The sequence below is a fragment of the Streptomyces sp. NPDC047841 genome, assembly GCF_040704085.1.
GTDB classification, from domain to species: domain Bacteria; phylum Actinomycetota; class Actinomycetes; order Streptomycetales; family Streptomycetaceae; genus Streptomyces; species Streptomyces argyrophylli.
Map to the genome: position 1 here is coordinate 38,755 of NZ_JBEYRP010000035.1, position 24,466 is coordinate 63,220.

14 protein-coding genes are annotated in these 24,466 nt (G+C 73.8%); 2 read left to right on the forward strand and 12 right to left on the reverse strand.

Annotated features, from left to right (window positions below; genetic code table 11):
• Nucleotides 1-18 precede the first annotated feature (18 nt).
• The 5 genes from AB0947_RS37410 to AB0947_RS37430 all read right to left on the reverse strand — a co-directional run bounded on the left by AB0947_RS37410 (nucleotide 19) and on the right by AB0947_RS37430 (nucleotide 8,475).
• Nucleotides 19-2,652 carry a S8 family serine peptidase gene (locus AB0947_RS37410; RefSeq protein ID WP_366754846.1) on the reverse strand — a complete coding sequence of 878 codons (2,634 nt, stop codon included), beginning with the start codon at nucleotides 2,650-2,652 and terminating at the stop codon, nucleotides 19-21.
• Nucleotides 2,653-2,852: 200 nt separating this feature from the next.
• Nucleotides 2,853-3,026 (reverse strand): hypothetical protein, encoded by a 174-nt coding sequence (locus AB0947_RS37415; RefSeq protein WP_366754847.1) that lies wholly within the window; start codon nucleotides 3,024-3,026, stop codon nucleotides 2,853-2,855.
• Nucleotides 3,027-3,163: 137 nt separating this feature from the next.
• Complete coding sequence (locus tag AB0947_RS37420; protein ID WP_366754848.1) at nucleotides 3,164-6,127, reverse strand: AAA family ATPase; 2,964 nt, start codon at nucleotides 6,125-6,127, stop codon at nucleotides 3,164-3,166.
• A gap of 247 nt (nucleotides 6,128-6,374) precedes the next feature.
• A complete protein-coding gene (locus AB0947_RS37425) occupies nucleotides 6,375-7,358 on the reverse strand; it encodes a helix-turn-helix transcriptional regulator (protein WP_366754849.1) in 984 nt (327 codons plus the stop codon).
• Between the two features lie 676 nt (nucleotides 7,359-8,034).
• On the reverse strand, nucleotides 8,035-8,475 hold the full coding sequence (locus tag AB0947_RS37430; RefSeq protein ID WP_366754850.1) for a nuclear transport factor 2 family protein: 441 nt from the start codon (nucleotides 8,473-8,475) through the stop codon (nucleotides 8,035-8,037).
• A 563-nt stretch (nucleotides 8,476-9,038) separates the two neighbouring features.
• Between AB0947_RS37430 and AB0947_RS37435 the strand changes: the two genes are divergently transcribed.
• Entirely contained in the window at nucleotides 9,039-11,174 is a 2,136-nt protein-coding gene (locus AB0947_RS37435; RefSeq protein WP_366754851.1) for an ATP-binding protein, read from the forward strand.
• Between the two features lie 525 nt (nucleotides 11,175-11,699).
• Here the strand turns inward: AB0947_RS37435 and AB0947_RS37440 are convergent.
• Nucleotides 11,700-13,004, reverse strand: coding sequence for an MFS transporter (locus tag AB0947_RS37440; RefSeq protein WP_366754852.1), 1,305 nt, complete (start codon nucleotides 13,002-13,004; stop codon nucleotides 11,700-11,702).
• Nucleotides 13,005-13,637: 633 nt separating this feature from the next.
• On the opposite strand from AB0947_RS37440, the gene AB0947_RS37445 reads away from it, so the two are divergent.
• Nucleotides 13,638-15,572: a BTAD domain-containing putative transcriptional regulator gene (locus AB0947_RS37445; protein ID WP_366754853.1), complete on the forward strand. Its 1,935-nt coding sequence runs from the start codon at nucleotides 13,638-13,640 to the stop codon at nucleotides 15,570-15,572.
• A 176-nt stretch (nucleotides 15,573-15,748) separates the two neighbouring features.
• Here AB0947_RS37445 and AB0947_RS37450 read toward each other — a convergent pair whose 3' ends face one another.
• The 6 genes from AB0947_RS37450 to AB0947_RS37475 all read right to left on the reverse strand — a co-directional run bounded on the left by AB0947_RS37450 (nucleotide 15,749) and on the right by AB0947_RS37475 (nucleotide 24,313).
• Complete coding sequence (locus AB0947_RS37450; RefSeq protein WP_366754854.1) at nucleotides 15,749-17,029, reverse strand: condensation domain-containing protein; 1,281 nt, start codon at nucleotides 17,027-17,029, stop codon at nucleotides 15,749-15,751.
• The gene (locus tag AB0947_RS37455; RefSeq protein ID WP_366754855.1) at nucleotides 17,026-19,404 is read right to left on the reverse strand and encodes a lantibiotic dehydratase; all 2,379 of its coding nucleotides are present in this window, start codon (nucleotides 19,402-19,404) and stop codon (nucleotides 17,026-17,028) included. The genes AB0947_RS37450 and AB0947_RS37455 overlap by 4 nt, the downstream gene beginning before the upstream one ends.
• Nucleotides 19,401-22,277: an amino acid adenylation domain-containing protein gene (locus AB0947_RS37460; RefSeq protein ID WP_366754856.1), complete on the reverse strand. Its 2,877-nt coding sequence runs from the start codon at nucleotides 22,275-22,277 to the stop codon at nucleotides 19,401-19,403. The genes AB0947_RS37455 and AB0947_RS37460 overlap by 4 nt, the downstream gene beginning before the upstream one ends.
• A gap of 54 nt (nucleotides 22,278-22,331) precedes the next feature.
• Nucleotides 22,332-23,156 (reverse strand): SDR family oxidoreductase, encoded by an 825-nt coding sequence (locus tag AB0947_RS37465; RefSeq protein ID WP_366754857.1) that lies wholly within the window; start codon nucleotides 23,154-23,156, stop codon nucleotides 22,332-22,334.
• A 28-nt stretch (nucleotides 23,157-23,184) separates the two neighbouring features.
• Nucleotides 23,185-23,907 carry an alpha/beta fold hydrolase gene (locus AB0947_RS37470; RefSeq protein ID WP_366754858.1) on the reverse strand — a complete coding sequence of 241 codons (723 nt, stop codon included), beginning with the start codon at nucleotides 23,905-23,907 and terminating at the stop codon, nucleotides 23,185-23,187.
• A gap of 115 nt (nucleotides 23,908-24,022) precedes the next feature.
• Nucleotides 24,023-24,313, reverse strand: a complete 291-nt coding sequence (locus AB0947_RS37475) for an acyl carrier protein (protein WP_366754859.1) — start codon at nucleotides 24,311-24,313, stop codon at nucleotides 24,023-24,025.
• Nucleotides 24,314-24,466 lie beyond the last annotated feature (153 nt).

Consider the following 24,466-nt stretch of genomic DNA (forward strand, 5'->3'; position numbering starts at 1 on the left):
GGCAGATGTCGGCCGGCGTCAGGAGGACGAGCTTGCCCGGGCGTCGACGTCCGCGAGCTCGGCCGCGGTGCCGGTGCCGGCGTGGACCACCGGCAGGTGTCCCCCGACCGGCAGGCGCGGCACCGGGATCGCGGCTTGCCGGGTGCTCGGGTCCCCGTTGTCGCGCAGCCACGCCTGTGTCTCGGCCAGCGAGGCGTCCGGGGTCACGTAGCGGGGGGACAGGGTGGAGGGGGCGCCGCCGCCGGTGGCGCGCATGGTGACGACGGGCGTCGTCGCCGAGCTGTAGAAGTCGTGGGTGAGGGTGCCCTGGGTCACCTTGCCGGTGGGCAGCACCCACCAGTTCGGTTCGGTGGCGCGGTAGTCGAACGCGGTGGCCGAGCCCATCGACCAGGCCCCGGTCGCCGAGACCCGGTCGACGACGTCGGTCGCGTTGTAGGTCTCGGTGGATTCCGGGTACCGCACGCGCAACGGCCTGGCCTTGCGCAGGTCCAGCGTGACCGTGGTCGCCTGGGTGAGGCTCACCTCCGCTGCCATCGGCGTGGCCTGCTGCACCTCGCCCGCCGCGTCCCGCCAGGTGACCGGGATCTGGGCCGCGTAGGTGCCGCGGAAGAGCTGCTCGGTCACGTTCTCCGCGCCCGTCTCGAACACCTTGCCCGCGTGCAGGTAGACCTGGTCGTCGACCGGCGTGAAGTCGGCGGTGCCGTAACGGACGTCGGTGGCACCCGCCGGGGGGACGACGTGGAGGGTCAGCGGGAACTTCTCGGCCTCGACGAGGGTGTGGATCCTGGAGTTCAGCTGTATCGCACCGGAGTCGTCACGGGCGCTCAGCAGGCCGTTGTAGGCGCCGTAGGGGCCGTCGGTGCCCAGTACCCTGCCGTCGAGCGTCACCGGCACCTGGGCGGACCCGCCCGCGGGGACGACCACCGTGTCCGTGCCGAGGGTGAACAGTCCCGCCGGGGCCGGCCTGCCGTCGCCGAAGGAGACCGGCATCGACAGATGCAGCGTGGTCGCCTTGTCGGTGCGGTTGGTGTACGTGATCTGCTTGGTCACCGGCGAGTGCGGGAAGGTACGGCGGCCGAAGTTCAGGTTCCCCTTCGGGACGATCCGCGGATCGGTCGCGGTCGCCAGGTCGACCAGGCCGGTGCCCTGGGCGTACATGTCGTGTCCCAGGTCGGTGGCGGTGTCCATCAGCAGTGCCTTGATCTGCTGACCGGTCAGCTCCGGATGCTGCTGGGCGATGATGGCCGCGGCGCCGGCGACGTGCGGCGTCGCCATCGAGGTCCCGCTGGCCTTGGTGTAGTACTGGTCCACCGGCGTGCCCATGGCCGTGCCCGCGGCGCGCGCGGCGGCGATGTCGACGCCCGGGGCGGCGATGTCGGGCTTGGCGGCACCGTCCCCGATGCGCGGCCCCCGGTTGGAGAACTGCGCCATCTCGTTGTTCTTGTCCACGGCCGCCACGGTCAGGGCGTCGTCGGCGGAGCCCGGGGTGACGACCTTCTGGGCGACGAGACCGGAGTTGCCGGCCGCGACCACGAACAGGGTCCCGGTGGTGCGGCTGAGCTCGTTGAGCGCCTGGCTCATCGGATCGGTGCCGTCGGTGGGTTCGCCCCCCAGGCTCAGGTTGACGACCTTGGCCCCGGAGTGGGCGGCCCAGTCCATGCCCGCGATGATCGCGTCGTCGGGACACTCGCCCTTGTCGTCGCAGACCTTGCCCACCAGCAGCTTGGCGCCGGGTGCGACACCCTTGCGCAGCCCCTTGGACGCGGCGCCGCTGCCCAGGACCGTGGACGCCACATGGGTGCCGTGCCCGTGCCCGTCCTTGGCGCCCTGGGGACTGCCCGTGAAGTCGGCCTTCCCGACGATGCTCGCGGACACGTCCGGGTGGGTGGCGTCGATACCGGTGTCCAGCACCGCCACGGTCACCCCGGTGCCGTCGTAGCCGCGTGCCCAGGCGACGGGCGCGCCGATCTGCGGCACCGACTGCTCCAGGTCGATGTGGGACAGGCCGTTGAGCCACACCTTCTCGACCCCGGTCAGGGAGCCGGCCGACCGTGCGGCGGCCGGTGTGGAGGCCGTTTTGCCCCGCACCCCCCGCCACCACCGTCCGTCGTCGGCGATCTTCATCGAGCGGCCGTCGATGCTCGGAAGCGCCCGGCCGCCGGACGCACCGGCGACCTTCCGTGTCCGGTCGGCCGCGCCGGTGCCGGTGTAGGTGACGAGCACCGGCACCGTGCCGTCCCTGCCCGCGGCGACGAGCGTCACCAACTGGCCGAGGTCGAAGAGCGACCAGTCGAGCAGTCCCTGGCCGACCAGTGCGAGGGCGTCGTCCGGTACGACGTACACCGTGCCCTGGCGGGCGAAGGTGTGGAACACGACCGGCAGTCCGTCCGGCCGGGGCGCGCCGTCGGTGCCGCGGACGACCGGCTTGCCGCCGGCGTCCACACCGACGCGCACGGTGTCGCCGGTGACGAGCGTGACCGGGACGGAGCCGCCGGACGCGGACACGAACCGGGCCAGGTCGCCGCCGGTGGCCGTCTTCGGGCTGTGCGTCCGTGCGGCGCCGGCCGGCGGCGGCGCCTGCCGGTCGGGGCCGGCGGCCTGGGCCGTCGTCGTCGACACGAGCATGCCGAGGACGGCCAGACCGACGGTCACCGCGCCACGGCGTCTTCTGACGCCCCGTCTTGCGCTTGACCTCATCGATGAGTCTCCCTTGTGAGGAATGACGTGGAACGTGCGCACAGGTCCGGGCCGGGGACCCGCGGCGCGTCGGCGATCGGACTCCCCGTGCGCCCGAGGACGCCGGCCGGCCGGCGATCCCGGGCTGTTCGGCGCCCCGCGCCGTGGCCCCCGCGTCAGAGCGGTTCGTACTCGGCGTCGTCGCCGGCGCCGGTCCTTGCGTCGTCCGGGGTGGCGGAGCCCGCCCGGTCGGACGGCGGCCGGGCCGGCACGGGTTCGTCCAGGGGACGGGGTTCCGGTGCGGACGGGGCGTCTTCCGGGGCGGGCGTCGGGGGCTCGGCGGGTGGCATGGCCATGAGTGTGCGGTCGTGCCGGCGGCCGGAACGATCGCTCGGATGCGGGATTTAATCCCGTCGTCCGGCACCGGACTTTTCGTCGTCCCCCGGACGGCGTGCCGAATTCACTCGTCGCGCGCGGGCCCGCGGGTTCAGGTCGCCGGGCTCGACCGGTCCAGGCCGCCGGCGCTCGACCGGTCCGGATCGCCGACGAGGCCCGACTCGACGACCCTGACCGCGAGCGCCGTGCGCGAGGTGACGCCCATCTTGCGCATCGCCGACTTCACCTGGCTGGCGATCGTCTGCACCGACACCACCAGCGTGTCGGCGATCTGCCGGTTGGTCAGCCCCTCCACCAGCAGCCGGGCCACCTCCAGCTCGCGCGGCGAGAGCCGGTTGCCGTAGCCGGGACGCCCCCGGCCGCGCGTCACCGCCGGCACCGTGCGCCCCCGCCCGGCGAGGAACCGCACGATCCGGTCGGCGTCGTTGGCGGCGCCGAGTTCCGACAGCGCCCGGGCGAGGTCCGCCAGCGCCGGGAGCGCCGGCTCCTCCCGGCCCCCGGCGAGCAGGCAGCGGGCGGAGCGTTCCCTGGCGAGCAGGGCGTCGTACGGCCGGGGCAGCGCCTCCCACGCGGTGGCCGCACGGGCGAACAGCGTGGCGGCGTCCGCGAGGCGGCCGTCGGCTTCCGCCACGAGCGCGCGGCACAGGACGAGGGCGGCCTGGGCCGCCGGCGCGTCCCTGTCGCCCAGGGCCCTCTCGAAAGCGTCCGCCACCTCCGAGGCGGCTCCGAGCCGGCCGGCGGCGGCCAGGGCGGCGGTGCGCGCGGGGGCGAACTCGACGGCACGGGACCACAGGCCGCCGCCGACGGCGATCTCGGCGAGCTGGTCCGTCAGCCGCAGCGCCTCGTCCACGTCGCCGTCGCGCAGGCACAACTGGGCCAGCGCCGCCGTGGCCTCGATGCGCTGCTGGTCGTCGCGTCCGGCGAAACGCAGCCGCTCCCCGGCCGCCTCCCGGTCTCCGGAGGCGGCGTGCAGCAGGCCGGCCACGAGGGCCGCTTCGCACCGGTCCTTCAGCCGTACGCCGCTGTCGTCCTCGAGCAGGCGCGCCGTCCGCTCGGCGAGTCCGGACCAGGCGCCGGTGAACCAGTCCAGGTGGGCCCGGGAGGAGGCGATGCTGTCCAGGTAGTCCAGGAGCTGGTGGCGCTCGGCGAGGGTCCGGGCCCTGGCGAGCCGTGCCCTGGCCTCCTCGTACCGGCCCCACCGCGTCGCCTCCTCGCCGACGTTGGTGTGGCCGCTCACGACGATGGACGCCGCCCGCGGCTCCGGTACGTCGTCCGGGATCTCCCGGGCCGCCGCCCAGCCGGCCTCCTCGCCCAGCATGAGCAGCGCGAACGCGCGCTCCACCGACAGGTGCAGTCGGTCGAGGGAGGCCATCGACCGCGTCAGCGGCGGCGCCTCGCGCAGCCACCGCAGGTGCTCCCGGACCGGCCGCGCGTTCCCCAGCGGCAGGGCCAGCAGGACACGGGCGCGCGCCATCTCCACGGAGCCGGGCGGCAGATGGGCGATCGCGGTGAGGATCTCGCCGCGGCCCGCCTCGATCTCGCCCGCCACCATGAGGACCCGGCCGATCTGGAAGCGGACGGACGCCTGCTCCGCCGGCGTGAGGACCTGGCCGGCGAGGGCCGAACGCAGCGAGGCGATGATCGCCGAGTACGGGTCGGACCCGGACAGCGCCTGGAACTGGATCTTCGTCACCAGACGCACCAGTACCCCGGCGGGCAGCGGGACGGTGGCGACCAGGCTGTGGATCAGCAGCGCCGAGGTGGCCACGTCCCCGGACTGGACGCAGAGGTCGGCCGCCTCCTCGGTGTACCGGCACGCGGCCTCGACGTCGCCGGCCAGCCGGAAGTGCCGCGCCAGCTGCGCCACCGGGGGCACGGGCCACCGCCGCAGCGCCCGGCCCGCCCGCAGGTGCATGACACGCCGGTCCCCGGCGGGGATGGCGTCGTACACGGCGTCACACGCCAGCGGATGCCGGAACGACCACTGCCCGGAGGCGTCCTCGCGCAGCAGGCCGCTGCCGAGCGCCTCGGCCGACTGCTCGGCGAACCGCTCCTCCGCCAGGCCGGTGACGGCGAGCAGCGTCGCGTGGTCGGCCGGGCTGGAGAGCACCGCCGCCGCGTACAGGACGGCGCGGGTGCCGGGGCCGAGCCGCTGGACGCGCTCGAGCATGGCGTCGCGGATCGTCGGCGGGACCTCGATGCGGTCCAGCCGGCGTCGCGCCCAACCGCCGTCGCGGCGGATCAGATCGGCGCGGTCGTGCATCAGGCGCACCGACTCCTCCACCGCCAGGGGAACTCCGTCGGTGCGCGCGTGCAGGAAGGCCGCGAACTCGTGCGAGACGTGCCCGCCGGCCAGCATCGAGGAGATGAACGAGGCGGTCTCGGCGACATCCAGCGGCCTCGGCGCCAGCCTGACCGGACGGGCGTCGGGGGGCAGCCGGGAGGACAGCCGCAACAGCGGGGAGGCCGACGGCACTTCGTCCCGGCGGAAGGTCAGCACCACATTGACCGGCTGCGGCCGGCGGGAGACGAGGAACAGCAGGAACTCGAGAGTCGCCTCGTCGGCCCAGTGGACGTCCTCCAGCGCGAGGACCGCGACGTCGAGCCGGCCAAGGACCTCGACGAAGGCCCGGAACAGCCGGTGCCGGGCGGCGGTGGCGTCCTCCAGCGGCTCCGGTGCCGGGGGCAGGTCGCCGGCCCACTCCGGGAACAGCGGCCTGAGCGCGCCGCCCAGCCCGCTCAGGTGCAGCCCGGCAACGTTGTCGACGCCGTCGCGCACGGCGTCCACGACCGCCCCGAGGGTGTACGGCACCCGCAACTCCAGGCAGGCACCGACCAGGGCGCGGCGGCCCCGCTCCGCCTGAGACGCCAGGAACTCGCGCAGCAGCCGGGTCTTGCCGATGCCCGCCTCACCCTCGATCAGCACGACCGCGGGGGTACGTCCGAGCGCCGACGCGAGTGTGCCCAGCTCGTCGGCCCGGCCGACGAACTGCGGCGCGGACAGCGCCGGGAGCCGGCCGCCGCCGTTGCCACGGACCCCTTCCATCACCGTCATGTCCCCTCAGCCGACCGCCGGAACACCGGCGCCGGCCCTGGCTCCGGAGTGCACGGAGGCGTACGGGCAGATGGCACCGGGAAGGCGTCCGCATGTTTCTTCGCGAGCCGACGTCGACTCTGTCACACGTGTCGGTTTCGGAACAGAGGTTCGCGACCGAGCGGGCTGCCGCGCCCGGGTTCATGCGACACGCGGGCGCGGCGACCGCGTTGGCCGGCTGCGTGACGCCGCCGGCGACAGGACCTGTTCACCGGCCGAGCAGGCCGCGCTGTGCGGCGATGACCCCCGCCTGGAACCGGCTGGTCGCGCCGAGGTCCTGCATGATGGTGGCGATGTGGCGGCGCGTGGTGCGAAGTGACATGCCCAGGCGCCGTGCCAGGGCCTCGTCCTTGAGACCGGCGGCCAGAAGACGCAGGATGGGCCGGTGCAGCTCGCGGGCCGTGCCTTCGAGTCCGGCCGAGGGCGCGTCGGAGAACGGCTGCGCGGTGTGCCAGGTCCGGTCGAAGATCTCCGTGAGGTAGGCGATCATCGACTTCTCCCGGACGACGACGGCACCGAACTCGTCGTCCTGCGCCTGGAGGAACGCGAGTTCCTGGTCGAAGACGATGAGCCGCCCGAAGAGGTCGTACACCGTGCGGTACTCCGCTCCGAGCTGGGAGGCGGCGGAGACGTAGGACTGGCTGGGCCCGTTGAACCGTGCCGTGTGGTGGTAGAGCGTGCGCAGGCGGATGCCGCGCCGCAGCATGGCGCGATCCCGGTCGAGGGCCTCGTCCATGGCTTCCGGTTTCCGCGCGCCGCCGCCCGGCTGCGCACTCCTGACCTCCGCGCGGCACCATCGCGAGGCCTTGTTGAGGAGGTGGCGCACCTCGACGACGTTGTCGACGACACGCACGGCGTTGAGCGAGCGGTCCCGGTCCAGGTACACCGGCAGGAAACGGCTGAGCTCGGCTCGTGCCTGGGACAGTTGCTGCCGTTGCCGCCGGATCGTCTCCTCCACCGGGGCCGCGACCCGTGCGGCAGCGGCCTCGGGGGACACGGCGTGCAGGGGGGCCGACGGTCCGCGTGCCGCGTCGGCCGTCACCAGCAAGTGCGCGTCGAGCAGCCTGGCCACGCTGCGTCGCACCTCTGCCTCGTCCAGAGCGGCCGACGCTGCCAGGTCCTGGCTGGTCTGCCCGGGATGATCCAGGCAGTGCGCGTACACGATCAGGTCTGTGTCACACAGTGTCTCCACCGGTCCATTGCCTCCCAACTCGTTCGCGTGTCCGGGCCGTCGCGGTGGCTGCGGGTCCGATCAGGTGTGATCCGGGGCCCGCAGCCCGAGTGCTGCGGGCCCGCTCACGGGCGGAGAGCACCGTGCGTGTCTCCGGACCGCGGCAGGGACGTCGGCACGTCCCCGGGTGGGTCAACCGCCCCAGGACGTGTCGGGGTCTGCCGCCGTAGGCGCCTGACCGTCCGTTCCGCCAGCGGTGCGGGCCCGTACGAGTGCCGTCGCGGCGCAGGTCGCCGCGGACTTGTTCGACATGTGTTCCTCCATGAACCACGGGGTCTCCCGGCGTGCGGACTGCCTGGTCCACCCCTTGCGGAATCCGGGATCGGTTCCGCCCTGGTACTTGCAGGTCACACGCTAATGACGGCGTTGACCCCGCCGCTATGCTCCGGCTATTGCGAGGAGTTGGCCGCGGTTCCTCGCAACGGGGTGGCTGCCGTGCCCCGGTGCCCAGGGGCCGGCCGGCAGGCGTGAGGAGGCTGGCAACAGCAGTCGGACGCCGAGAAGTCCGAGTCCGGGACGCCCGATGCCGTGCGTGCCTCAGCGGCCGACGCACCTGTCGGCCGCTTCGTGGTGCATGGCGCCCGCCGGTGCCCGACGTCCTGGTCCGTCAGGCGGGACCGGCTGTGCGTACGCGCGGCTACATGTCCTCGGGCGCCACCTGACCCGGCCGGCCGGAGGGGGCCGCGAAGTAGTATCGGCGACAGGTCCGCAGGAGGCTCCGGGCGGACAGCGTGAACACGTCGGCGAAGTCCACTCCGAGCGGCCCCGGTACGGTGCCGTCGGGGACGGAACGCACCAGCCGCCCCAGTACCACCACCGTGTCGTTCTCGGCCACCACCCTGACCAGTTCGTGCCGTGAGCACAGTGTCGCCTGGTCCGCCTGCGCCTTGAGCACCTCGTTGGCGCCCCGTCGGGCGGGTGTGCCGGGATGCTCGAACGTGACGTCGTTGTCCAGGAGCGAGGCGTATCCGTCGATGTCCCCGATGTCCTGGTAGTGGTAGCTGAGCAGCGCATGCTTCACACCGGCCGCCGTGACGGCCGAGCTGACCGGAAGAGTGTGTTTCTCATCATCGTTCATGGCTGGACGTCCGACTCCTCATCGCGTCGTGGGCAACCATCGGGCGGAGATGTGGTCAGCCCTGTGCGGCCAGGGTCGGGGACACCGGCAACTCCGGGCTATCGCGGCGGTATTCCGCGTAGTCACGTGTTCAATTTGTGGTTGAGTCGTGGTCATCGATGATCGGGGAGGACCGGGCAAACGCGGTTTTCACGAGACATGCCCGGTATGGGCAACAAACTTTCGGCCTAGACTTAGGTCCACAATGCAAACCTTGCTGCACGTGTCACCAGGAGAGGTCATGAACGAGGTACACCTCGATACAGGAACTCGTGCGGTGTGCCTGACCCTCCGGATGCCGAACGGGCCGAAGTGTTCGGACAGCGTTGTCAGAGCAGGGTGTCCCGGTGCCGGCCCGGCTGGACGCCATGAGCCGGACGAGGGGTGAGTGACTGCTCCCGACGCCGCCGGGGCGAGGGGTGCGTGCGGACGGGCACGTACGCCCTGCGCGGTTGCCGTGTCCGCCCCGGATCCGAGGCGGCCGGGAGAGCGTCGGACCTCGCCGACCAGATTCCGATCTCGTGATGAACCTGAGAACCACAGGCACCGGTGAAGAGGTGCCGCCCGCATCCGGTCCGGAGGCCGCCGCAGCCGCCCGGTCCCGCGAGGAGACGTTCGTGCACCGCTTCGTCGGCAGGGACGACGAACTCGCCGTCTTCACCCGGTTGCTGGACGAGCAGACGGACGGCCTGCGGGTACTGGCCCTGCACGGTCCCGGTGGAATCGGCAAGACGACTCTGCTGAGACGTTTCGCCATCGAGGCCCGGCGCCGGGGCCTCGACGTCCTGGAGGTGGACGCGGGGCTCATCGAACCCACCGAGGACGCCTTCACCGCCGCGGTACAGGTCTCCGGCACCCGGCGAACGGTCCTGCTGGTGGACGCGGCCGACGCCCTGCGTCATCTGGAGGGCTGGCTCAGGGAGCGGTTCCTCGCGACGTTGCCCCCCGGCTCGGTGGTCGTCCTGGCGGGACGGCGTTCCCCGAGCCTGGACTGGCAGACCGATCTGGCCTGGCCCGAAGCCCTCCATGTGCGCAGGCTCGGCGGTCTGTCCGTCGCGGAGTCGGTGCGACTGATGAGGGACTGCACGGGTGACCGGGTCGTCGGCCGCCGCGCCCGGATCGACTTCTGCGACGGGCATCCGCTGGCACTCCGGCTCGTCGCCGGGGACGCCGGTGCGGAACCGGGCCGCCGGTGGCGTCCGTCACCCGACGTCGTCGAGGAACTCCGGCGCCGCCTGGTCGATCCGTCGCTCACGCCCGTACAGCGGCGGGCGCTGGACGTCTGCGCGCACGCCATGGACACCACCGAGGACCTGCTGCGCGTGATCATGCCCGACGACGCCCACGCGGCCTTCGACTGGCTGCGCCGTCTTCCGTACACGGTGCTGGGACGCGAAGGACTGCACCCCGTGACCATGGTGGGAGAAGTGGTGGACCGTGATCTCAAGTGGCGGGCTCCGCAGGCGTACCGGGCGATGCACAAGGAGATACGGGCCCATGCGCAGGCCGCGGTCCGCAGCCGCTCGGAAGCGGAGTCGCTGAGGGCGGCGGCCGCCTTCAACTTCGCCCAGGCCAGGGGGCACCGGTTCCCCGGGTTCGACTGGGGCGACCGCCACGACAGCGTCCACGAGTCACCGTGTGGCGTCGACGACACCCGGGCCGTACGCGACCTCGCTGCCGAGTCCCTCGGGCCCGAAGGGCTCTCGGCCCTCGACTTCTGGCTGCACCGGCAGCCGGAGGGCTTCCACGTGTACCGCTCGACGCGATCGGGCGACGTCGTCGGTTTCCAGGGCATGCTGCGCTTCGACCGGTGGGACGCGGCGGAAGTCCTCATCGATCCCCTGGTCGGCTCGGTACGCGATCACGTCGAGTCGCATACGGGACTGCGACCCGGGGACCTCGTCCAGGTGGTCCGCTTCATGATCGTCCGCAAGCGCGCGGCGGAACGACCCGCCGTGCTGTCCCGGATGCTGGCCCGTGTCACCAGGGAGGTGCTGCGCCAGGACCGGCTCGCCTGGTCGTTCCACGTGCTGAAAGGCGAGCTCCGAGTACAGCTGCTGCTGGAGTACGCCGATTTCCACCGGTTACCCGTCACCGCGGCCCTGTCCGACCAGGGGGTGACGCTCTTCGGGCACGACTGGCGTGCGACCGGGGTGGCCGAGTGGGCCGAACTGCTGGACAACCAACTGCTGTCCGGACCGGGAGTCGTGGAGGCCGGCCGCCTCCCGCACATGACCGTGCTGTCCAGGACCGTCTTCGACGAGGCGGTGCACGACGCCCTCCGTACCTGGCACCAACGGGAACGTTTCCTCACCAACCCGCTGTTGCAGGCGGGGTTCGTCGTGGACCGTGCGGACGACCCCGAACAGACGCTGCGCAGGCTGATGCTCCGGGCTGTGGAGGCCATCGACCAGGATCCCAAGGCGAAGGGGCTGAAAGCCGCGGTGTGGGCGACGTACGTGGAGGGCGGCAACACCCAGCAGGCCGCGGCCCGTCAGCTCTCCGTCTCCTTCAGCACCTACCGCCGCTACCTCAAACGCGGCGTGGAACGGGTGTGCTGGAACCTGTGGGAGCACCAGATGAGGCATGCCGCGCGGGCGCGGTCCGCGCGGATGCCGGCGTCGCCCGAGACGCCCGGCTCGAGGGCCGCGGAGGAATGAACACCGCCGGACGCAGCGGGCGCCGGCGCGCCGGGTCCGGCTCGCGGTGCTCTCCCGGCCGCCTCGGCGCGACCGCTCCAGGAAAGGGACCGGTCGCGCCGGCCCGCTGTCTCCGCGGTGGGAGCCGTGGCTTCTCCGACGCTGCCGTGGGACGCCGGCGGGGCGGTGACGGTCCGTCATGAAGACGGGTCTGGGCCCGCCATGGGCCGCGGACGGCGGTGCCCGGCTGGCGGCGCCGGTCAGGGGACGTGGTTGCGCCGGCCTGCCGGCATGTCCTTGCCGGGGGACGGCGCCGCGGGAGAAGCCGCCGCTCCCGCCACGGGACACCGGCATGTGCCTCCGGCCGCCTCGGCGCGACCGCTCCGGGAAAGGGACCGGTCGCGCCGGCCCGCTGTCTCCGCGGTGGGAGCCGTGGCTTCTCCGACGCTGCCGTAGGACGCCGGTGGGGCGGTGACGGTCCGCCATTGAAGACGGGTCTGGGCCCGCCATGGGCCGCGGACGGCGGTGCCCGGCCGGCGGTGCTGGTCAGGGGACGTGGTTGCGCCGGCCTGCCGGCATGTCCTCGCCGGGGGACGGCTCCGCGGGTGTCGTTCCGTCCATGGACCGCCAGGACGGCATGACGAAGGGAACGAGCGTGGCCGCGAGGAGCACCGCTCCGGTGGCGAGGATCGCGCCCCGCAGACCGATGGCGTCGGCCAGCACCCCCGCCAGCAGTCCGCCGACCGGAATGCCCGCCCAGGCGCTGGCTTTGACCGCGCCGAGGACCCGTGCGTGCAGATGCGGCGGGATGCGTTCGTACTGCAGCGCGCCGATGAGAGGGTTGACGAGGCCGCTCATCGCGCCGGCGACCAGGCTCACCGTGAGCACGGGCGCGAGCGAGGTCGCCACCGCCAGCATCAGGAAGCGCGGCGCGCCCGCGAGCAGGAAACCGAAGCGGAAGGCTGCCAGACGGGGCAGCCTCGGTGCGAGCCACACACTGGCCGCACTGCCCAGCACGGCGCCGGCGCCGATGGTCCCCGTGATGAGCCCCAGTGCCTGCGGGCTGTCCAGGGCCGACTTCACCCAGGCCGGCAGCAGCACCGCGCTGAACGCCTGGTCCAGCAGGTTCGTCACGGCGATCAGCACGAGGATGCCGAGCAGCAGGCGGTCGGCGCGCAGGAAGCGCAGGCCCTCGGCAAGCTCCGACCGGTACCGGTGCGGCGAGAGGCGGTCACCCGCGCGCGGTACCGGCTGCCTCTGGCCGGGCAGACACACGGCGGCCAGCACCGCGGCGGCGGCGAACGCGGCCGCGGTGACCGCGACCACCCGCAGGGCGTCCGTCGCGGCGAGCAGGACACCCGCCAGGGAGGATCCGACGATGACCGCGGTGCGGGTGGCCCCGGCCGACAACGCCACCGCGCGCGCCAGCGGGAACCGCCCGCGCTCCGCGGCGACGGGCAGCAGTACGGTGGCGGCGCAGTCGGACACACCGCGTGCCGCGCCCGCCAGGGCCACGAGCACCGCCAGCCGGCCGAGACCGAGCGCACCGGCGAGACCCAGCACCGGGATGACGGCCAGTCCACCCGCTGCCAGTGTGTTTCCCACGAGGTAGGCGCGACGCGCCCCGACCCGGTCGACCAGGGGACCGGACAGGGCTTGCAGCAGGACGTACGGGGCCGTCTCGGCGAAGGCCACGACACCTGTGCGGGCCGTGCTGCCCGTGGTGTCCAGCACGTACCAGGGGATGGCCACCTCGGACATCGCCGTGCCGGTGACGGAGACGAAGCCCGAGACCAGCAGGCCGTGGAGCGGACGGGACGCGCGCCGTACCGGTGCGGGTGGACCTGTCATCGTGTCACCTCTCGCTACGCGGTTCGTCCAGAGGCGTCCCGATGCGCCGGCGCCCCACGCGTCGGCAGCGCCTGCGCCCGGTATCCCCGCGGTGATGGACTCCTTCGTGCCGGCCCGGGCCGGGCAGGCGCCGTTCGTGACGCTAGCGAGCGTCCCTGTCACGCCTCTGTCGGCGCTCTGTCGGGCGACGGCCGGGAGGGGGAGCGGCTCGCGCCGGGGCCGCGCCGTGCGCGGTGGGTAGCGGCAATCCGTGACTTATCACGGCCGCGCGGACGTGGTCGACTGGTCGGGACCGCACTGGTCCCTTTCCCCAGAGGTGGTGGATGCTGCCATGTCCGTGGTTCAACCTGGGTGTGTGCCTGCGGCGTCGCGGCGGGCCGGGGCCCGCCGCCCGAGTGGGCCCGGCACCTTCCCCGCGCCGGGCGGTGGACGCCGCGCGGCGGGGTGTGCCGCCGCGGATCCGGTCATGGGCCGGGCCGTCCCGGCGGCGGGCCCGGGCCGGCGGGGCACCGGGGCGGCGACGGCCCACCACGGGAGCTCCCGCCCGCCGACCGGGTCGTGGCGCTCCCGCCCGGTGACCGGGACGCCTGCCCGCACCGGCGGCCTGCCGCTGCCCGCGGAGGGGGCCGGCGGATGAAGGACACCACACCCGAGGCCCTGCCCGGCGAAGAGGTCCGCTTCGAGGTTCTGGGGCCGGTGGCACTCGTGCGTGGCGGCCGCCGTACCCATGTCGCCTCCCGTCGGCAGCGGGTGGTGCTCGCGCTGCTGCTCCTGTCCGTGAACCGGACCGTCTCACAGGACACGTTGATCGAGGCGGTCTGGGCACACCTGCCGCCGCAGACCGCGCGCAACCAGATCCAGGGGTGTGTGTCGGCACTGCGGCGACTGCTGCGCGCGCAGGGAGCGCGCGCCTCGATCGAGACCGCTCCCCAGGGCTACCTGCTGCGCACCGAACCGGAGCTGATCGACCTCCACGTGTTCCAGCAGCGGTCCGCGGCGGCGGCCTCGTTGGCGCAGCGCGGCCGGCTGGAGGAGGCTGTCCCGCTGCTGGAGCAGGCGCTCGCCGGCTGGCAGGGGTCCTTCTGCGCGGACGTCGACAGCGCGCTCGTACAAGGCGAGGCGTTGATCGTCAGCGAGGAGCGGCTGAACGCCCTGGACAGGTGCACCGAGTGGAAGCTGGCTCTGGGACGCTACGACGACGTGATCGGCGAACTGGGCATCAGGGTCGCCCGGCACCCGTTGCGTGAGCGGCCCCGTCAGCAGCTGATGCGCGCGCTCCACCAGGCCGGACGGTCGGCCGAGGCGCTGGAGGTCTACCGCAGCGGCCGGCGCCACTTCGTCGACCAACTGGGGCTGGAACCCGGCCAGGAACTGCAGAGGCTGGAGGCACAGATCCTCGCGCACGACCCGGCGCTGGCCGCGCCCCGGCAGGGCGGGGTGCCGCCACAGGTGACGGCTCCCCGGCAACTTCCCGCCGGCATCACCGACTTCGCCGGGCGGCGGGCGCTCCTCGACCTCCTGGGCAGCCGGCTCGCACGCCCGGCCGCCGGCGGTCCCGTGACGGTGGTGGCCCTCTCGGGTGCCGGAGGAACCGGCAAGAGCGTCACCGCCCTGCACGTGGCCCACCGGCTCGCTGCCGAGCGCTTCCCCGACGGCCAGCTCTTCGCCGACCTCGGAGGCAGCCGCGAGCCTCTCGCGCCCGCTCAAATCCTGCGGCGGTTCCTGCGGACGCTGGGCGTTCCCGCCGCCTCGGTCCCGGACACCGTCGAGGAGCGCGCCACGCTGTACCGGAGCCTGCTGGCCGGGCGCCGCATGCTGGTCTTCCTCGACGACGCCGCCACCGAGGCGCAGGTGCGCCCGCTGCTGCCGGGGAGCGACTCCTGTGCGGTCCTGCTCACCTCACGGTTCCGGAACGTGTGCCCGCCGGGCGCGGCCCTGGTGGGGATCGGCGCGTTCGACGACAGCGAGGCGGTGGAGCTGCTGGGCGCGATCATCGGCGAGAGCCGTGTCCGGGCCGAGCCGTCCGCCGCCTGCCGGATCGCCGAGCTGACGGGCGGGCTTCCCCTGGGCGTGCGGATCGTCGGGACCCGGCTTGCCTCGCGGCCGCACTGGTCCCTGCGCACGATGGCGATGCGCCTGGCGGATCCACGGCGGCGGCTCGACGAGCTGGCCCACGGCTCGGTCGCCGTCCGTGACGGTCTGGAGGCGGCCTACCGCCTGCTGCCCGCCGCCCACCGGGCCCTGCTGTCCGCGCTGGGCGGGGTGGACGGCGCCTTCCCGGTCGCCACCGCGGCCGACGAGCTGAACGTGGACCGGTCGGTCGCCGCCGACCTGCTGGAAGAACTCGTGGACGCCCACTTCGTGACGCACGCGGCCGGGCCGGGGAACCGGGGCGGCTGGTACCGGCTGCCCGAACTCGTGGCGGTCTTCCTGCTCGGGCTGCGGGGTCCCGGTGATCCGCGGAGCCGGCCGGCCGGGGACCGTGCGTCGGCCTACGGCCTCGTCTCCGCGTTCGGACACGAGCGAGCCGCCCCGCACCCCGGGCCGCTGCCCTCCCTCACGCGGTAGGGCGCACGGCACGGCGGTGAGGGAGTCGTGCCGCCGCCGTCCAGGCAGCGGCCGGCCGGGCCCCTCAGCCGTCCGCGGCCGAGGGGCCCGTGGCACGCCCCGCTCCCGCCCGTCGCCGGGCGGACGACGAGGAAGGACCTCCGGGGCAGCGCCCCGGAGGTCCTGTGCGGCATGCCTCACAGCGTCCGCAGGGCGGCCGCCAGGCGGACGCGGAACTCCTCGCCCGCCCCGGCCGGGAGGTTGCGGCCCCACTGCACCTCGTACTCCAGTTCGTCACCGTCGTGGAAGAACCGCACCGCGATCTCCGTCTTCGCGGTCGGGTAGCGGCTGTAGAGGGACGAGGAGAAGCTCAGACCGCCGTCCTCCCAGCCGATCCCGCGGGGCAGCCGGCGGTAGCTCATCACGACGCTGTCCAGGGCCGGGGCCCTGCCCGGCTGCGGGGCCGGGACCCGGGTCGCGAGCGTGGCGAAGGGAAAGGTGCGCTTGCGCAGGTCCTCACTCCACCGCTGCCGGTTCGCGCGGGCGGTGTCCGCCACGGACCGGTCCGGCCCGACCGCCGCCAGCAGTGGGACCTCGTTGACGAAGTTGCCTATGACGTCGGCCAGTTCACCGTGCCGTGGGCGTACCGACGCGGCGTTGCACACCGCCGTCGTGCCGCCCGGCCGGACGGGACTCGCATGGTGCACGGCTGCCGTCAGCAGGTGGGAGACCCGTACGCCGGACCGCGTGGCCGCGATCTCCAGCTGCTTGGCCGCTTCGGGGGGCAGCGCCTCGCGCGAGCACCCCGGCCCGTCCGCCGAAGGGCCGCCGGCGTCGGCCGCGCGGACGGCGGGCGTGTTCCAGCCGGCCAGGGACAGAGTCGAGGGAACCCGCTCGTACCAGTGGTCGCGGTCGTCACGCAGTGCGGCCTCCTCCGCCGCACGCACCTCCCGGACGGCCTGGCGGTACACCGCCACGGGCTGGTGCCGGGGCCTGCCGGCCAGCGCCGCGCCGAGCTGCCGCAGCAACGGGATCTGGCTCAGCCCGTCCATGGCGAGGTGATGGATGACCAGCGAAACGGTGTGCCGGTCAAAGCCGTGTTCGGCCACGACGAGCCGCGCCAGGGGACCGTCGTCGGCCTCGACCGGCCGCTCGCCGCTGCGGGCGACGAGGGCGGGCACCTCGTCCTCGGCGATGGTGTGCCACTCGACGTCCAGGGGATCGTCGCAGAACGACTGGACGACCTCACCGGTCCAGTCGTCTATGGTCAGCCGCAGCCGCAGGGAGGGCGTCGCCGCCGTCAGCAGTGCGGCGGCCCGCCGGACGCGCTCCCGGTCCAGGGGGCCGTCCACGGTGACGGTGAAGTCCGTGGTGAACGAACTGCCGCTCGGGTCCTTCTCGGCGGCGTAGAACATCGAGGTCTGCCCCGCCGTCGCGGGTTCCGGCCAGGACGCCGTGTCTGCCGGGCGCGTGCTCATGAGCCTCCTCCGGGTTCGCTGACGGGTTCACCGGTTGCGTACGTCCCGTCCCGGCCGTCGCGCACCGGGTCGGTGAACAGCAGGCGGAGTTCGGAGGTGTACGCCGCCCCGCGGGCGTCCCTCAGCCAGCAGTCGTCCGTGTCCGGGAGCATCTCGCTGAAGCCCACCGCTGCCTCCGGGAAGTCCTGCGCGCACCTGCGCAGCGTGGCGCCGGCGAGGTTCACCAGGGCCGGGGCGGCGAAGTCCAGGAAGAGCGGCTTGTCCTCTCCGGGCACCTGGTAGAAGACGCGCTGCGGCAACCCCTGGTCGCGGTGCCACTGCCACGCGGCGCGGTAGCGTGCCGCCTCGTCCTTCGTCCGCGCCCAGCCCATGCCGTCGACGGGGAAGGACCATGCCTCCCGGGCCAGGACGAGGCGGCCCACCGAGATGCGCGGCCGGTGGGGCGCGGCGGACGCGATGCCGAACGTCCCCACGACGACGCCGGACAGGTACTCCCCGAGAACCTCCAGGAGGTCGTACCGGCCGCCACGGGCCCGGTCGTGCACCACCAGCCGGCCGTCCTCGGAGCGGACCACCAGATCCGCCGTGGGAAGGACGGGCCCCGGGGCGCCCGTCGCGTCCGGGTGCATCGTCCAGTAGACGTAGTCGGGGGAGAGCAGGGCGGGCGGGTAGGTGCGCGACGTGACACTGGCGGAACCCCGCGAGGGAACCGCCACCACGCGTCGTCCGCGGTGGTCGGCCTCCGCGTCGGCGAGCAGCCGGGCGGGACGGGGGTGCTGCTCGGTGAAGAAGCGGGACTCCAGGGTGTTCATCGCGACGTGCATCTCGCCCAGCACGAAGAGGAACTCCCCCCGGTCCACCGCCTCCGTGCTCGCGGCGGCGATCATGAGGTCCGGCGCGTGGTGCCGGGCCGCGGACCAGCGCACGGGAAGGGGCGGGAACTCCCGGCGGACCCCCTCCGCGAGCTCGGCCGGGGACACCGCGTGACGTCGTGCGTCGCGCGGCAACCGCAAAATCCGCGCCCAGCGTTCGCGGAACTCGGCGGCCAGCCGCTCCACCAGCGGCGGCGGTGTCCGCGGCGAGTACGCCAGGTCCGGGGTGGCCGCGCCGACGAGCAGCGCCAGCGGCACCTCGTCGCGTCCGCCGCGCCGCCGAAGCCGCTCGTGGATCTGTGTGAACCGCTCCTCGTAGACCTGGGCGGCGCGGCCCGCCAGCCAGTCGGCGCTGTCGAGGACGGGTGCCAGGGATCCCGCGAGGTCGTCCAGGAGGCCGCCTCCGAGCCGGAGGCGGGTGTCGCGTTCGGTGTCTTCGTAGACGACGGTCCGTCCGGCGTACATCGACCCCGCACGGCGGGATGCGCTCACGCCGGTCAGCCGCTCGAAGGTGTCGCGCAGCTCGCGCAGGGCGGTGGCGACCCCCTCGGCGTCGCCGGCCGCCGCGCCGACCCGGTCACGCGCGGCGACGAGCGCCTCCAGATCGGCCAGGAGCCGGCGCCGCAGAGCCGGGTCGCCGATGCCGAGCAGCTTGGTACGCAGGGTGTCCTCGGGGCGAGCCTCCACCGGACCGGCCAGCGAGAGCACCAGCAGACCGCGGTCCGCCAAGGCGCGTGCGGTCCGCTCGGCGTCGATGCCCGCGCACCGGGACGCCAGCTCACGAACGGGACGTACGCCGTCGCAGGCGCGCAGCAGGGCGGCCTCGTCCGCGTCCAGGCCGACCTGACGGCCCCTGGGGTCCCGGGCGGTCACGCCGTCCCACGACCACCCCGGGGCGACAGCGGGCCGCAGCCACGGGAACACCTCGGGGTCGTCGGCGAAGACGGCGGCGAGCGCGTCGATCGCCCAGGACTCGAAGTACACCGAGCGTCGTGCCAGCAACCGGTCGCCGTTGTGCACGGCCAGGCCGGCGGCGTCCGGGGTGACCTCCGCCCAGCAGACCGGTCCGAAGAAGCCGATGGTGTCGTTCTTGACGGTGTACCGCTGGAGGTACTTGGCCAGGGTCGTCTCGTGGCGGCGCCTGACCGACCCGGCGACGGGCCGGCCGGACGCCACCTTGTTCAGGCAGTTGTCCAGGACGTCGAGGTTCTGCCAGGCGACCGCCTCACGCAGCCGCGGATCGGACGCGAGGGCGCGCAGCGGGCCGGCCAGCCGGCGGAGTGCCGCGGCGTAGTGCGCCGAGAACTCCGCGGGGGTCAGGTCCTGGCCGGCTGACGCGGCGAGCCGGGAGTCGGACAGTCTCGTGACCTCGGTGACCGGGAAACCCGCGCCGCGCAGTCCGAAGTCGCTGTGCAGCCACCACCGGCTCTGCCCCAGGCGCACCAGCCGCGGCCGCCGGCCGTCGAAGGCCCCGGGGGCCGTGTCCTTCACCACGGTGGTCATGAGCGTGCCCCCCTGGCGTCGGCCAGCGCCGCGAGCTTGGCCGCGGTCCGGTGCACGTAGAGGTCGCGCGGCGACAGGGCGGGCAGCCCCAGGTCCCGCAGCGCGGCGAGCAGGCGTACGGCGGCCAGGGAGTTCCCCCCCATCTCGAAGAAGTCGTCGTCGGGCCCCGTCGCTTCGTCCAGGACCGTCCGCCACACCGCAAGCACGGTCTCCGCCGTGCCGGCGACCGGGGACGCCCCTTGCCCGGCCGGTGGCGCCGCCGCCGGCGCGGGTCCCGGCTCCGCCGCCCCCGCGGGCGCCGGCAACCGGGACCGGTCCAGCTTGCCGTTCACGGTCAGCGGCAGGGCGGGGAGCGACACGATCGCGGCGGGCACCATGTGCTCGGGCAGCACGGTCCCCGTCCTGCGCCGGACGTCGGCCGTGGTGCCGTGCCGCAGGACGACGTAGGCGACGAGCCGGGCGTAGGCGCTGTCCGTTCCCTCCTCCAGGAGCACCGCCGCCTCGGCGACGGCCGGGTCGTCGAGGAGGACCGAGCGGACCTCGCCCAGTTCGATGCGGAAACCCCGCAGCTTCACCTGCTCGTCGAGGCGGCCGAGGTGGTCCAGGGAGCCGTCGGGCCGCATGCGCCCGCGGTCGCCGCTGCGGTACCGGCGCTCGCCGGTCCGCTCGTCGCACACGAAGCGCTCGGCGGTGAGGTCGGCCCGGTTGAGGTAGTGGCGTGCGACTCCGGCGCCGCCCACGTGTATCTCGCCCGCCACGCCGATGGGCAGGACGCGCCCCCGGCCGTCGCGCACGGACACCGACCAGCCCGGGATCGCGCGGCCCACGCAGGACGATCCCGACTCGGCCTGCGCCGGGGTGACGTCCTGTGCCGTGACGTGCACGGTGGTCTCCGTGATGCCGTACATGTTGACCATGCGGCAGACGGTCGTCGGATAGCGACGGAACCAGGGGCGCAGCATCCTCGGGTCGAGGGCCTCGCCGCCGAAGACGACCAGCCGGAGCGCGAGTCCGCCGCCCTGCCGCGCGTCGGCGTCGAGCAGGGCCGAGAACGCCGACGGGGTCTGGTTGAGGACCGTCACCCGCTCGTGGACCAGCAGTGAGTGGAACTCCTGCGGGGAGCGCGTGGTGAGGAAGGGGACGACGACCAGGCGTCCGCCCGACATCAGGCACCCCCAGATCTCCCACACCGAGAAGTCGAAGGCGCTGGAGTGGAAGAGGGTCCATACGTCGTGCGGTCCCAGTTCCAGGGGACCGGCGGTCGCGGTGAGCAGGGCCAGCACGTTGCGGTGCGGCACCACCACGCCCTTGGGCCGCCCCGTGGTCCCCGAGGTGTAGATCACGTACGCGGCGGCGTCGGGGGCGACCTCGGGAAGCGGACCCTCGGGGAAGCCGTGCAGCGCCGACGGGGCGAGCACCCGGACGGTGTCGCCGGCGGGGAAGTCCGCCACGGTGGTGACGACCAGGGACACCGCCGCGTCCTCGCAGATGTAGCGGAGCCGGTCGGCCGGGTACGCCGGGTCGAGGGGCACATAGGCCGCACCGGCCCTGAGAACGGCGAGCAGCGTGACGACCAGGTCCGCGGTGCGCTCCAGACAGACCCCGACGAACGACCCCGGGGTGACGCCCGACGCGCGCAGGGCGTGAGCCCGGGCGGTGGCCCTGGAGTCGAGTTCCCCGTAGGTGAGCGTGCCGTCCTCCCCGGTGAGCGCCACCGCGTCCGGCCGGCTCCGCGCCATCCGGCCGACGGCGTCGTGGATCGTGAGCCCGCTGTCGAGGTCCGGTCCGCTGGTGCGTCCCAGCTCCTGGATCTGCGCCGCCCGGTCCGGGGGCACCAACTCGATCTCGCCGAGCGTCCGATCGGGGGCGGACTCGTACAGCTGGCGTGCGACGTACTGGACGCACTCCTGGAACCGGGCGGCCTGGCCGGGGTGCACGGCCCGGTCGTCGGACACGGTGCCGGACGCGATCAGCCGGTCCTCCTCGGCCTCCCACACCAGCGTGAGCGGCACCGTGGGAGCCAGCAGCGGCCGGTACCGCTCACCGGGGTGCCGTGCGCAGACCACGACGGCCAGGGAAGGCGTCCCGGTGTCGTCCGGTGACGGCCGGCGCTGCCCCACCTGTGCGATGAGCTCGGCCACCGTGCGCTCGTCGTCCGCGGTCACGGTGAGCACGCCACCGCTCCCGGGGCGCGCGCCGGGCAGGGCGGGCACGGCGAGGGTGACGGTCGCGGTGCCCTCGTACCGGGCCAGGACGAGCGCGGCGGCGGCGACGGCCACCTCCGGCGTGCCCGGCTGGGGGAGGGCGTCCGCCGGTTCGGCCGGGCCCTGGCTCACCGGGCGGCCCCCGCCCTCGGCCAGGCCCCAGAGCGGAGGCTCGGGGGAGGTGTCCGGCGCTGTCCGCCACGGTGGCGTCCGCGGCCGGGCGGCTTCGGCGAGCACGTCCGGTTCCCCCTGCCCCGCCAGTGCGCCGGCGAGCCGCCGCAGCGCTTCGCGGTCCAGCAGCGTGCGGTGGGCGACCAGGACCAGGTCGGCGGCATCGTCGCTGTAGGTCACGAGCACGGCGCGCAGCCGGGGCCGTTCACCGGGCGAGCCGCGCAGCGCCTCCCGCCGTACGAGGTGCTCCGCCCGGGGGTCGTGGGAGGGAAAGGGCATCGACTCCGTCCAGAAGCCGGCGCCGTCGTCCACCGCCAGTCGCGCGGCCCGGCCGAATGCCGTGCGCGCCGCGGTGAGGGAGGACGGGCCGGTGAGACGCACGACCAGTGAGTGCTCCGCGCCGGGACCGAGGAGCGGCCGGTGGCCTGACCCTCCTGGCGGCGCGGGAGGGACGCCGGCCGCGCCCTTCGTGGTGGGATCGGCGTTCTGCATGAGCATCGGAAGGCTCCTCCAAAGGTCCTCGGACGCCGCACGGGAATGTCGGGGCGCGGCTCAGCGTGCGGTGAAGCCGCCGTCCACGGTGACGACGGTGCCGGTGACTTGACGGGAGTCGTCACTGGCGAGCCAGACGGCCGCGGCAGAGACGTCGTCCGGCTCGATGAGCGCGTTCATGGGCTGCGCCTGTACGAAGGTGTGCTCGTGGTCCTCCACCGCCACGTCCAGGGAGCGGGCGATCTCCGACAGCATCCGGGACTCGACACGCGGGTCGTCGCGGACCGACCCGGGGCACAGCGCGTTGACCCGCACCTTCATGGGCGCGTAGTCCAGCGCGGCCGCCTTCGTCAGCCCGACGAGGCCGTGCTTCGCGGCGACGTAGCCGGCGAAGTGGCGGTACCCCACCAGCCCGGCGGTGGAGGCGATGTTGATGATGCTGCCCTGCCGTTCCCGCAGCATGGCCGGAACCACTTCGCGGATCATGCGCCAGGCGCCGAACAGGTCGACGTCGAGCATCAGGGACCATTCCTCCTCGGTTATCGCGTGCACCGCCTTCCCCGACGGCGCCGCGATCCCGGCGTTGTTGACGAGGACGTCGACCCGGCCGTAGCGGCCCAGCGCGTCCCGTACGAGCGCGCCGACACCGGCCGGATCACGCACGTCGCACAGGGCCGTCAGCACGGACGCGCCCTGCCGGCGGCACAGGTCCGCGGTGTGCTCCAGCTGCCCCGCGGTGCCGAGCGGGTAGGGAACCCCGGGCAGATCGGTTCCCAGGTCCACGAGGACCAGGTCGGCGCCCTCCTCGGCGAACCGGACCGCGCACGAACGGCCCAGGCCACGTGCCGCGCCGGTCACCAGCGCCAGCTTGTTCTTCAGCCGCATGTCGGCCCCCTCTGTGTCGTTCTCGCGATCACCGCAGTGGAAGAGCGTCGGCTCCCAGGACGGCCGAGACCACGTCGACGACCTGGGGCGCCGAGTCCGTCAGGTACATGTGTCCGCCCGGGAACTCGTAGTAGCGGAAGCCGGCTTCGGTGGCGAGGCTCCACGCGAGGGCGTCGGTCTGGGTGACGAGCCGGTCGGAGTCCCCGCGCAGACAGGTGATCGGCGCGGGCAGGGCCTCACCGGACCGCGGGCGGTAGTCCTCGTGCATCGCGACGTCGGAGCGCAGCACGGGAAGCAGCAGTTCCCTCAACTCGGGCATGCGCAGGGCGGGATGACTGTCGCCGGCGAACTCCTCGACGCGGTCGATGAACTCGTCGTCGGGGATCCCGGTGGCCCGTTGCGACCTGCCCGCCGACGGGGCGGGCGATCCGCTGACGAACAGCTCCGCGACCGTGACGCCCGCTCCCGCCAGCGCCCTGGCCAACTCGTAGGCCAGCACGGCCCCGAGGCTGTGCCCGAACACCGCGACCGCCGGTGCGTCCCGCGCCGCGCGCAGGGCGTCGGGGAGCAGGCCCTCCACCGCGGTGTGCACATCGGTCCAGGGTTCCTCCTCGATGCGTTCCTCCCGGCCCGGCAACTGCAGGGGGCACAGCCGCAGGCCCGCGGGCATCAGCTTGCGCCACCGCCAGAAGAAACTCGCACCGGCCCCGGCGTGCGGGAGGCACAGCAGCGGGATCTGTGGGTCGGTCATGGCTCCCTCGATTTCGGAAGGTCCTGTGGAGACGTCACCGGCCGGGAGCCGGGACGGGTGGGTCCGCGGCCGCGGCGGTCCGCCGGGCGGGGCCGCCCGGCCGCCCGGGTGCGGGTCAGGACGCGGTGGTCTTGCGCCGCACGATCTCGGCGACCGCCGCGGCGGTACGGGCGTTGAAGAGTTCCCGGATGGTCACCTTCACCGCGAACCTGCGGCGCAGGAGCGCGACGGTCTGCGCGGCCGTCAGCGAGGTGCCGCCGAGTTCGAAGAAGTCGTCGTCGGGGGCGACGCCGTCGAGCGGGCCGAGCGCCTCCTCGAAGGCCGAGACGACGCCGGCCAGCACCTCCGGCCGCGCGTCGGCGGCCGCCGGGTCGGTCGGCGCGGTCGTGCTGAGGGTGTTGTCCATCGCGGGTTCCTCGTTTCGCTCGGTTGTCGCTCGCGCTTCGCCCGCGGGGCCACGGGAGGCAGGCCCCGCCCGTGCCGTGCGGCGGACACACCGTCGTGTCGCCGCGCGGCGCGGGCCCGGCCGGTGCGGGCGATCCGGCCGCTTCCCGGACCC

What these genes read in the sequence shown, in the direction of transcription:
- AB0947_RS37415 (WP_366754847.1), bottom strand. Translation starts at nt 3,026, where the DNA reads ATGCCACCCGCCGAGCCCCCGACGCCCGCCCCGGAAGACGCCCCGTCC.
- AB0947_RS37420 (WP_366754848.1), bottom strand. Translation starts at nt 6,127, where the DNA reads ATGACGGTGATGGAAGGGGTCCGTGGCAACGGCGGCGGCCGGCTCCCG.
- AB0947_RS37430 (WP_366754850.1), bottom strand. Translation starts at nt 8,475, where the DNA reads ATGAACGATGATGAGAAACACACTCTTCCGGTCAGCTCGGCCGTCACG.
- AB0947_RS37435 (WP_366754851.1), top strand. Translation starts at nt 9,039, where the DNA reads ATGAACCTGAGAACCACAGGCACCGGTGAAGAGGTGCCGCCCGCATCC.
- AB0947_RS37440 (WP_366754852.1), bottom strand. Translation starts at nt 13,004, where the DNA reads ATGACAGGTCCACCCGCACCGGTACGGCGCGCGTCCCGTCCGCTCCAC.
- AB0947_RS37445 (WP_366754853.1), top strand. Translation starts at nt 13,638, where the DNA reads ATGAAGGACACCACACCCGAGGCCCTGCCCGGCGAAGAGGTCCGCTTC.
- AB0947_RS37450 (WP_366754854.1), bottom strand. Translation starts at nt 17,029, where the DNA reads ATGAGCACGCGCCCGGCAGACACGGCGTCCTGGCCGGAACCCGCGACG.
- AB0947_RS37455 (WP_366754855.1), bottom strand. Translation starts at nt 19,404, where the DNA reads ATGACCACCGTGGTGAAGGACACGGCCCCCGGGGCCTTCGACGGCCGG.
- AB0947_RS37460 (WP_366754856.1), bottom strand. Translation starts at nt 22,277, where the DNA reads ATGCTCATGCAGAACGCCGATCCCACCACGAAGGGCGCGGCCGGCGTC.
- AB0947_RS37465 (WP_366754857.1), bottom strand. Translation starts at nt 23,156, where the DNA reads ATGCGGCTGAAGAACAAGCTGGCGCTGGTGACCGGCGCGGCACGTGGC.
- AB0947_RS37470 (WP_366754858.1), bottom strand. Translation starts at nt 23,907, where the DNA reads ATGACCGACCCACAGATCCCGCTGCTGTGCCTCCCGCACGCCGGGGCC.
- AB0947_RS37475 (WP_366754859.1), bottom strand. Translation starts at nt 24,313, where the DNA reads ATGGACAACACCCTCAGCACGACCGCGCCGACCGACCCGGCGGCCGCC.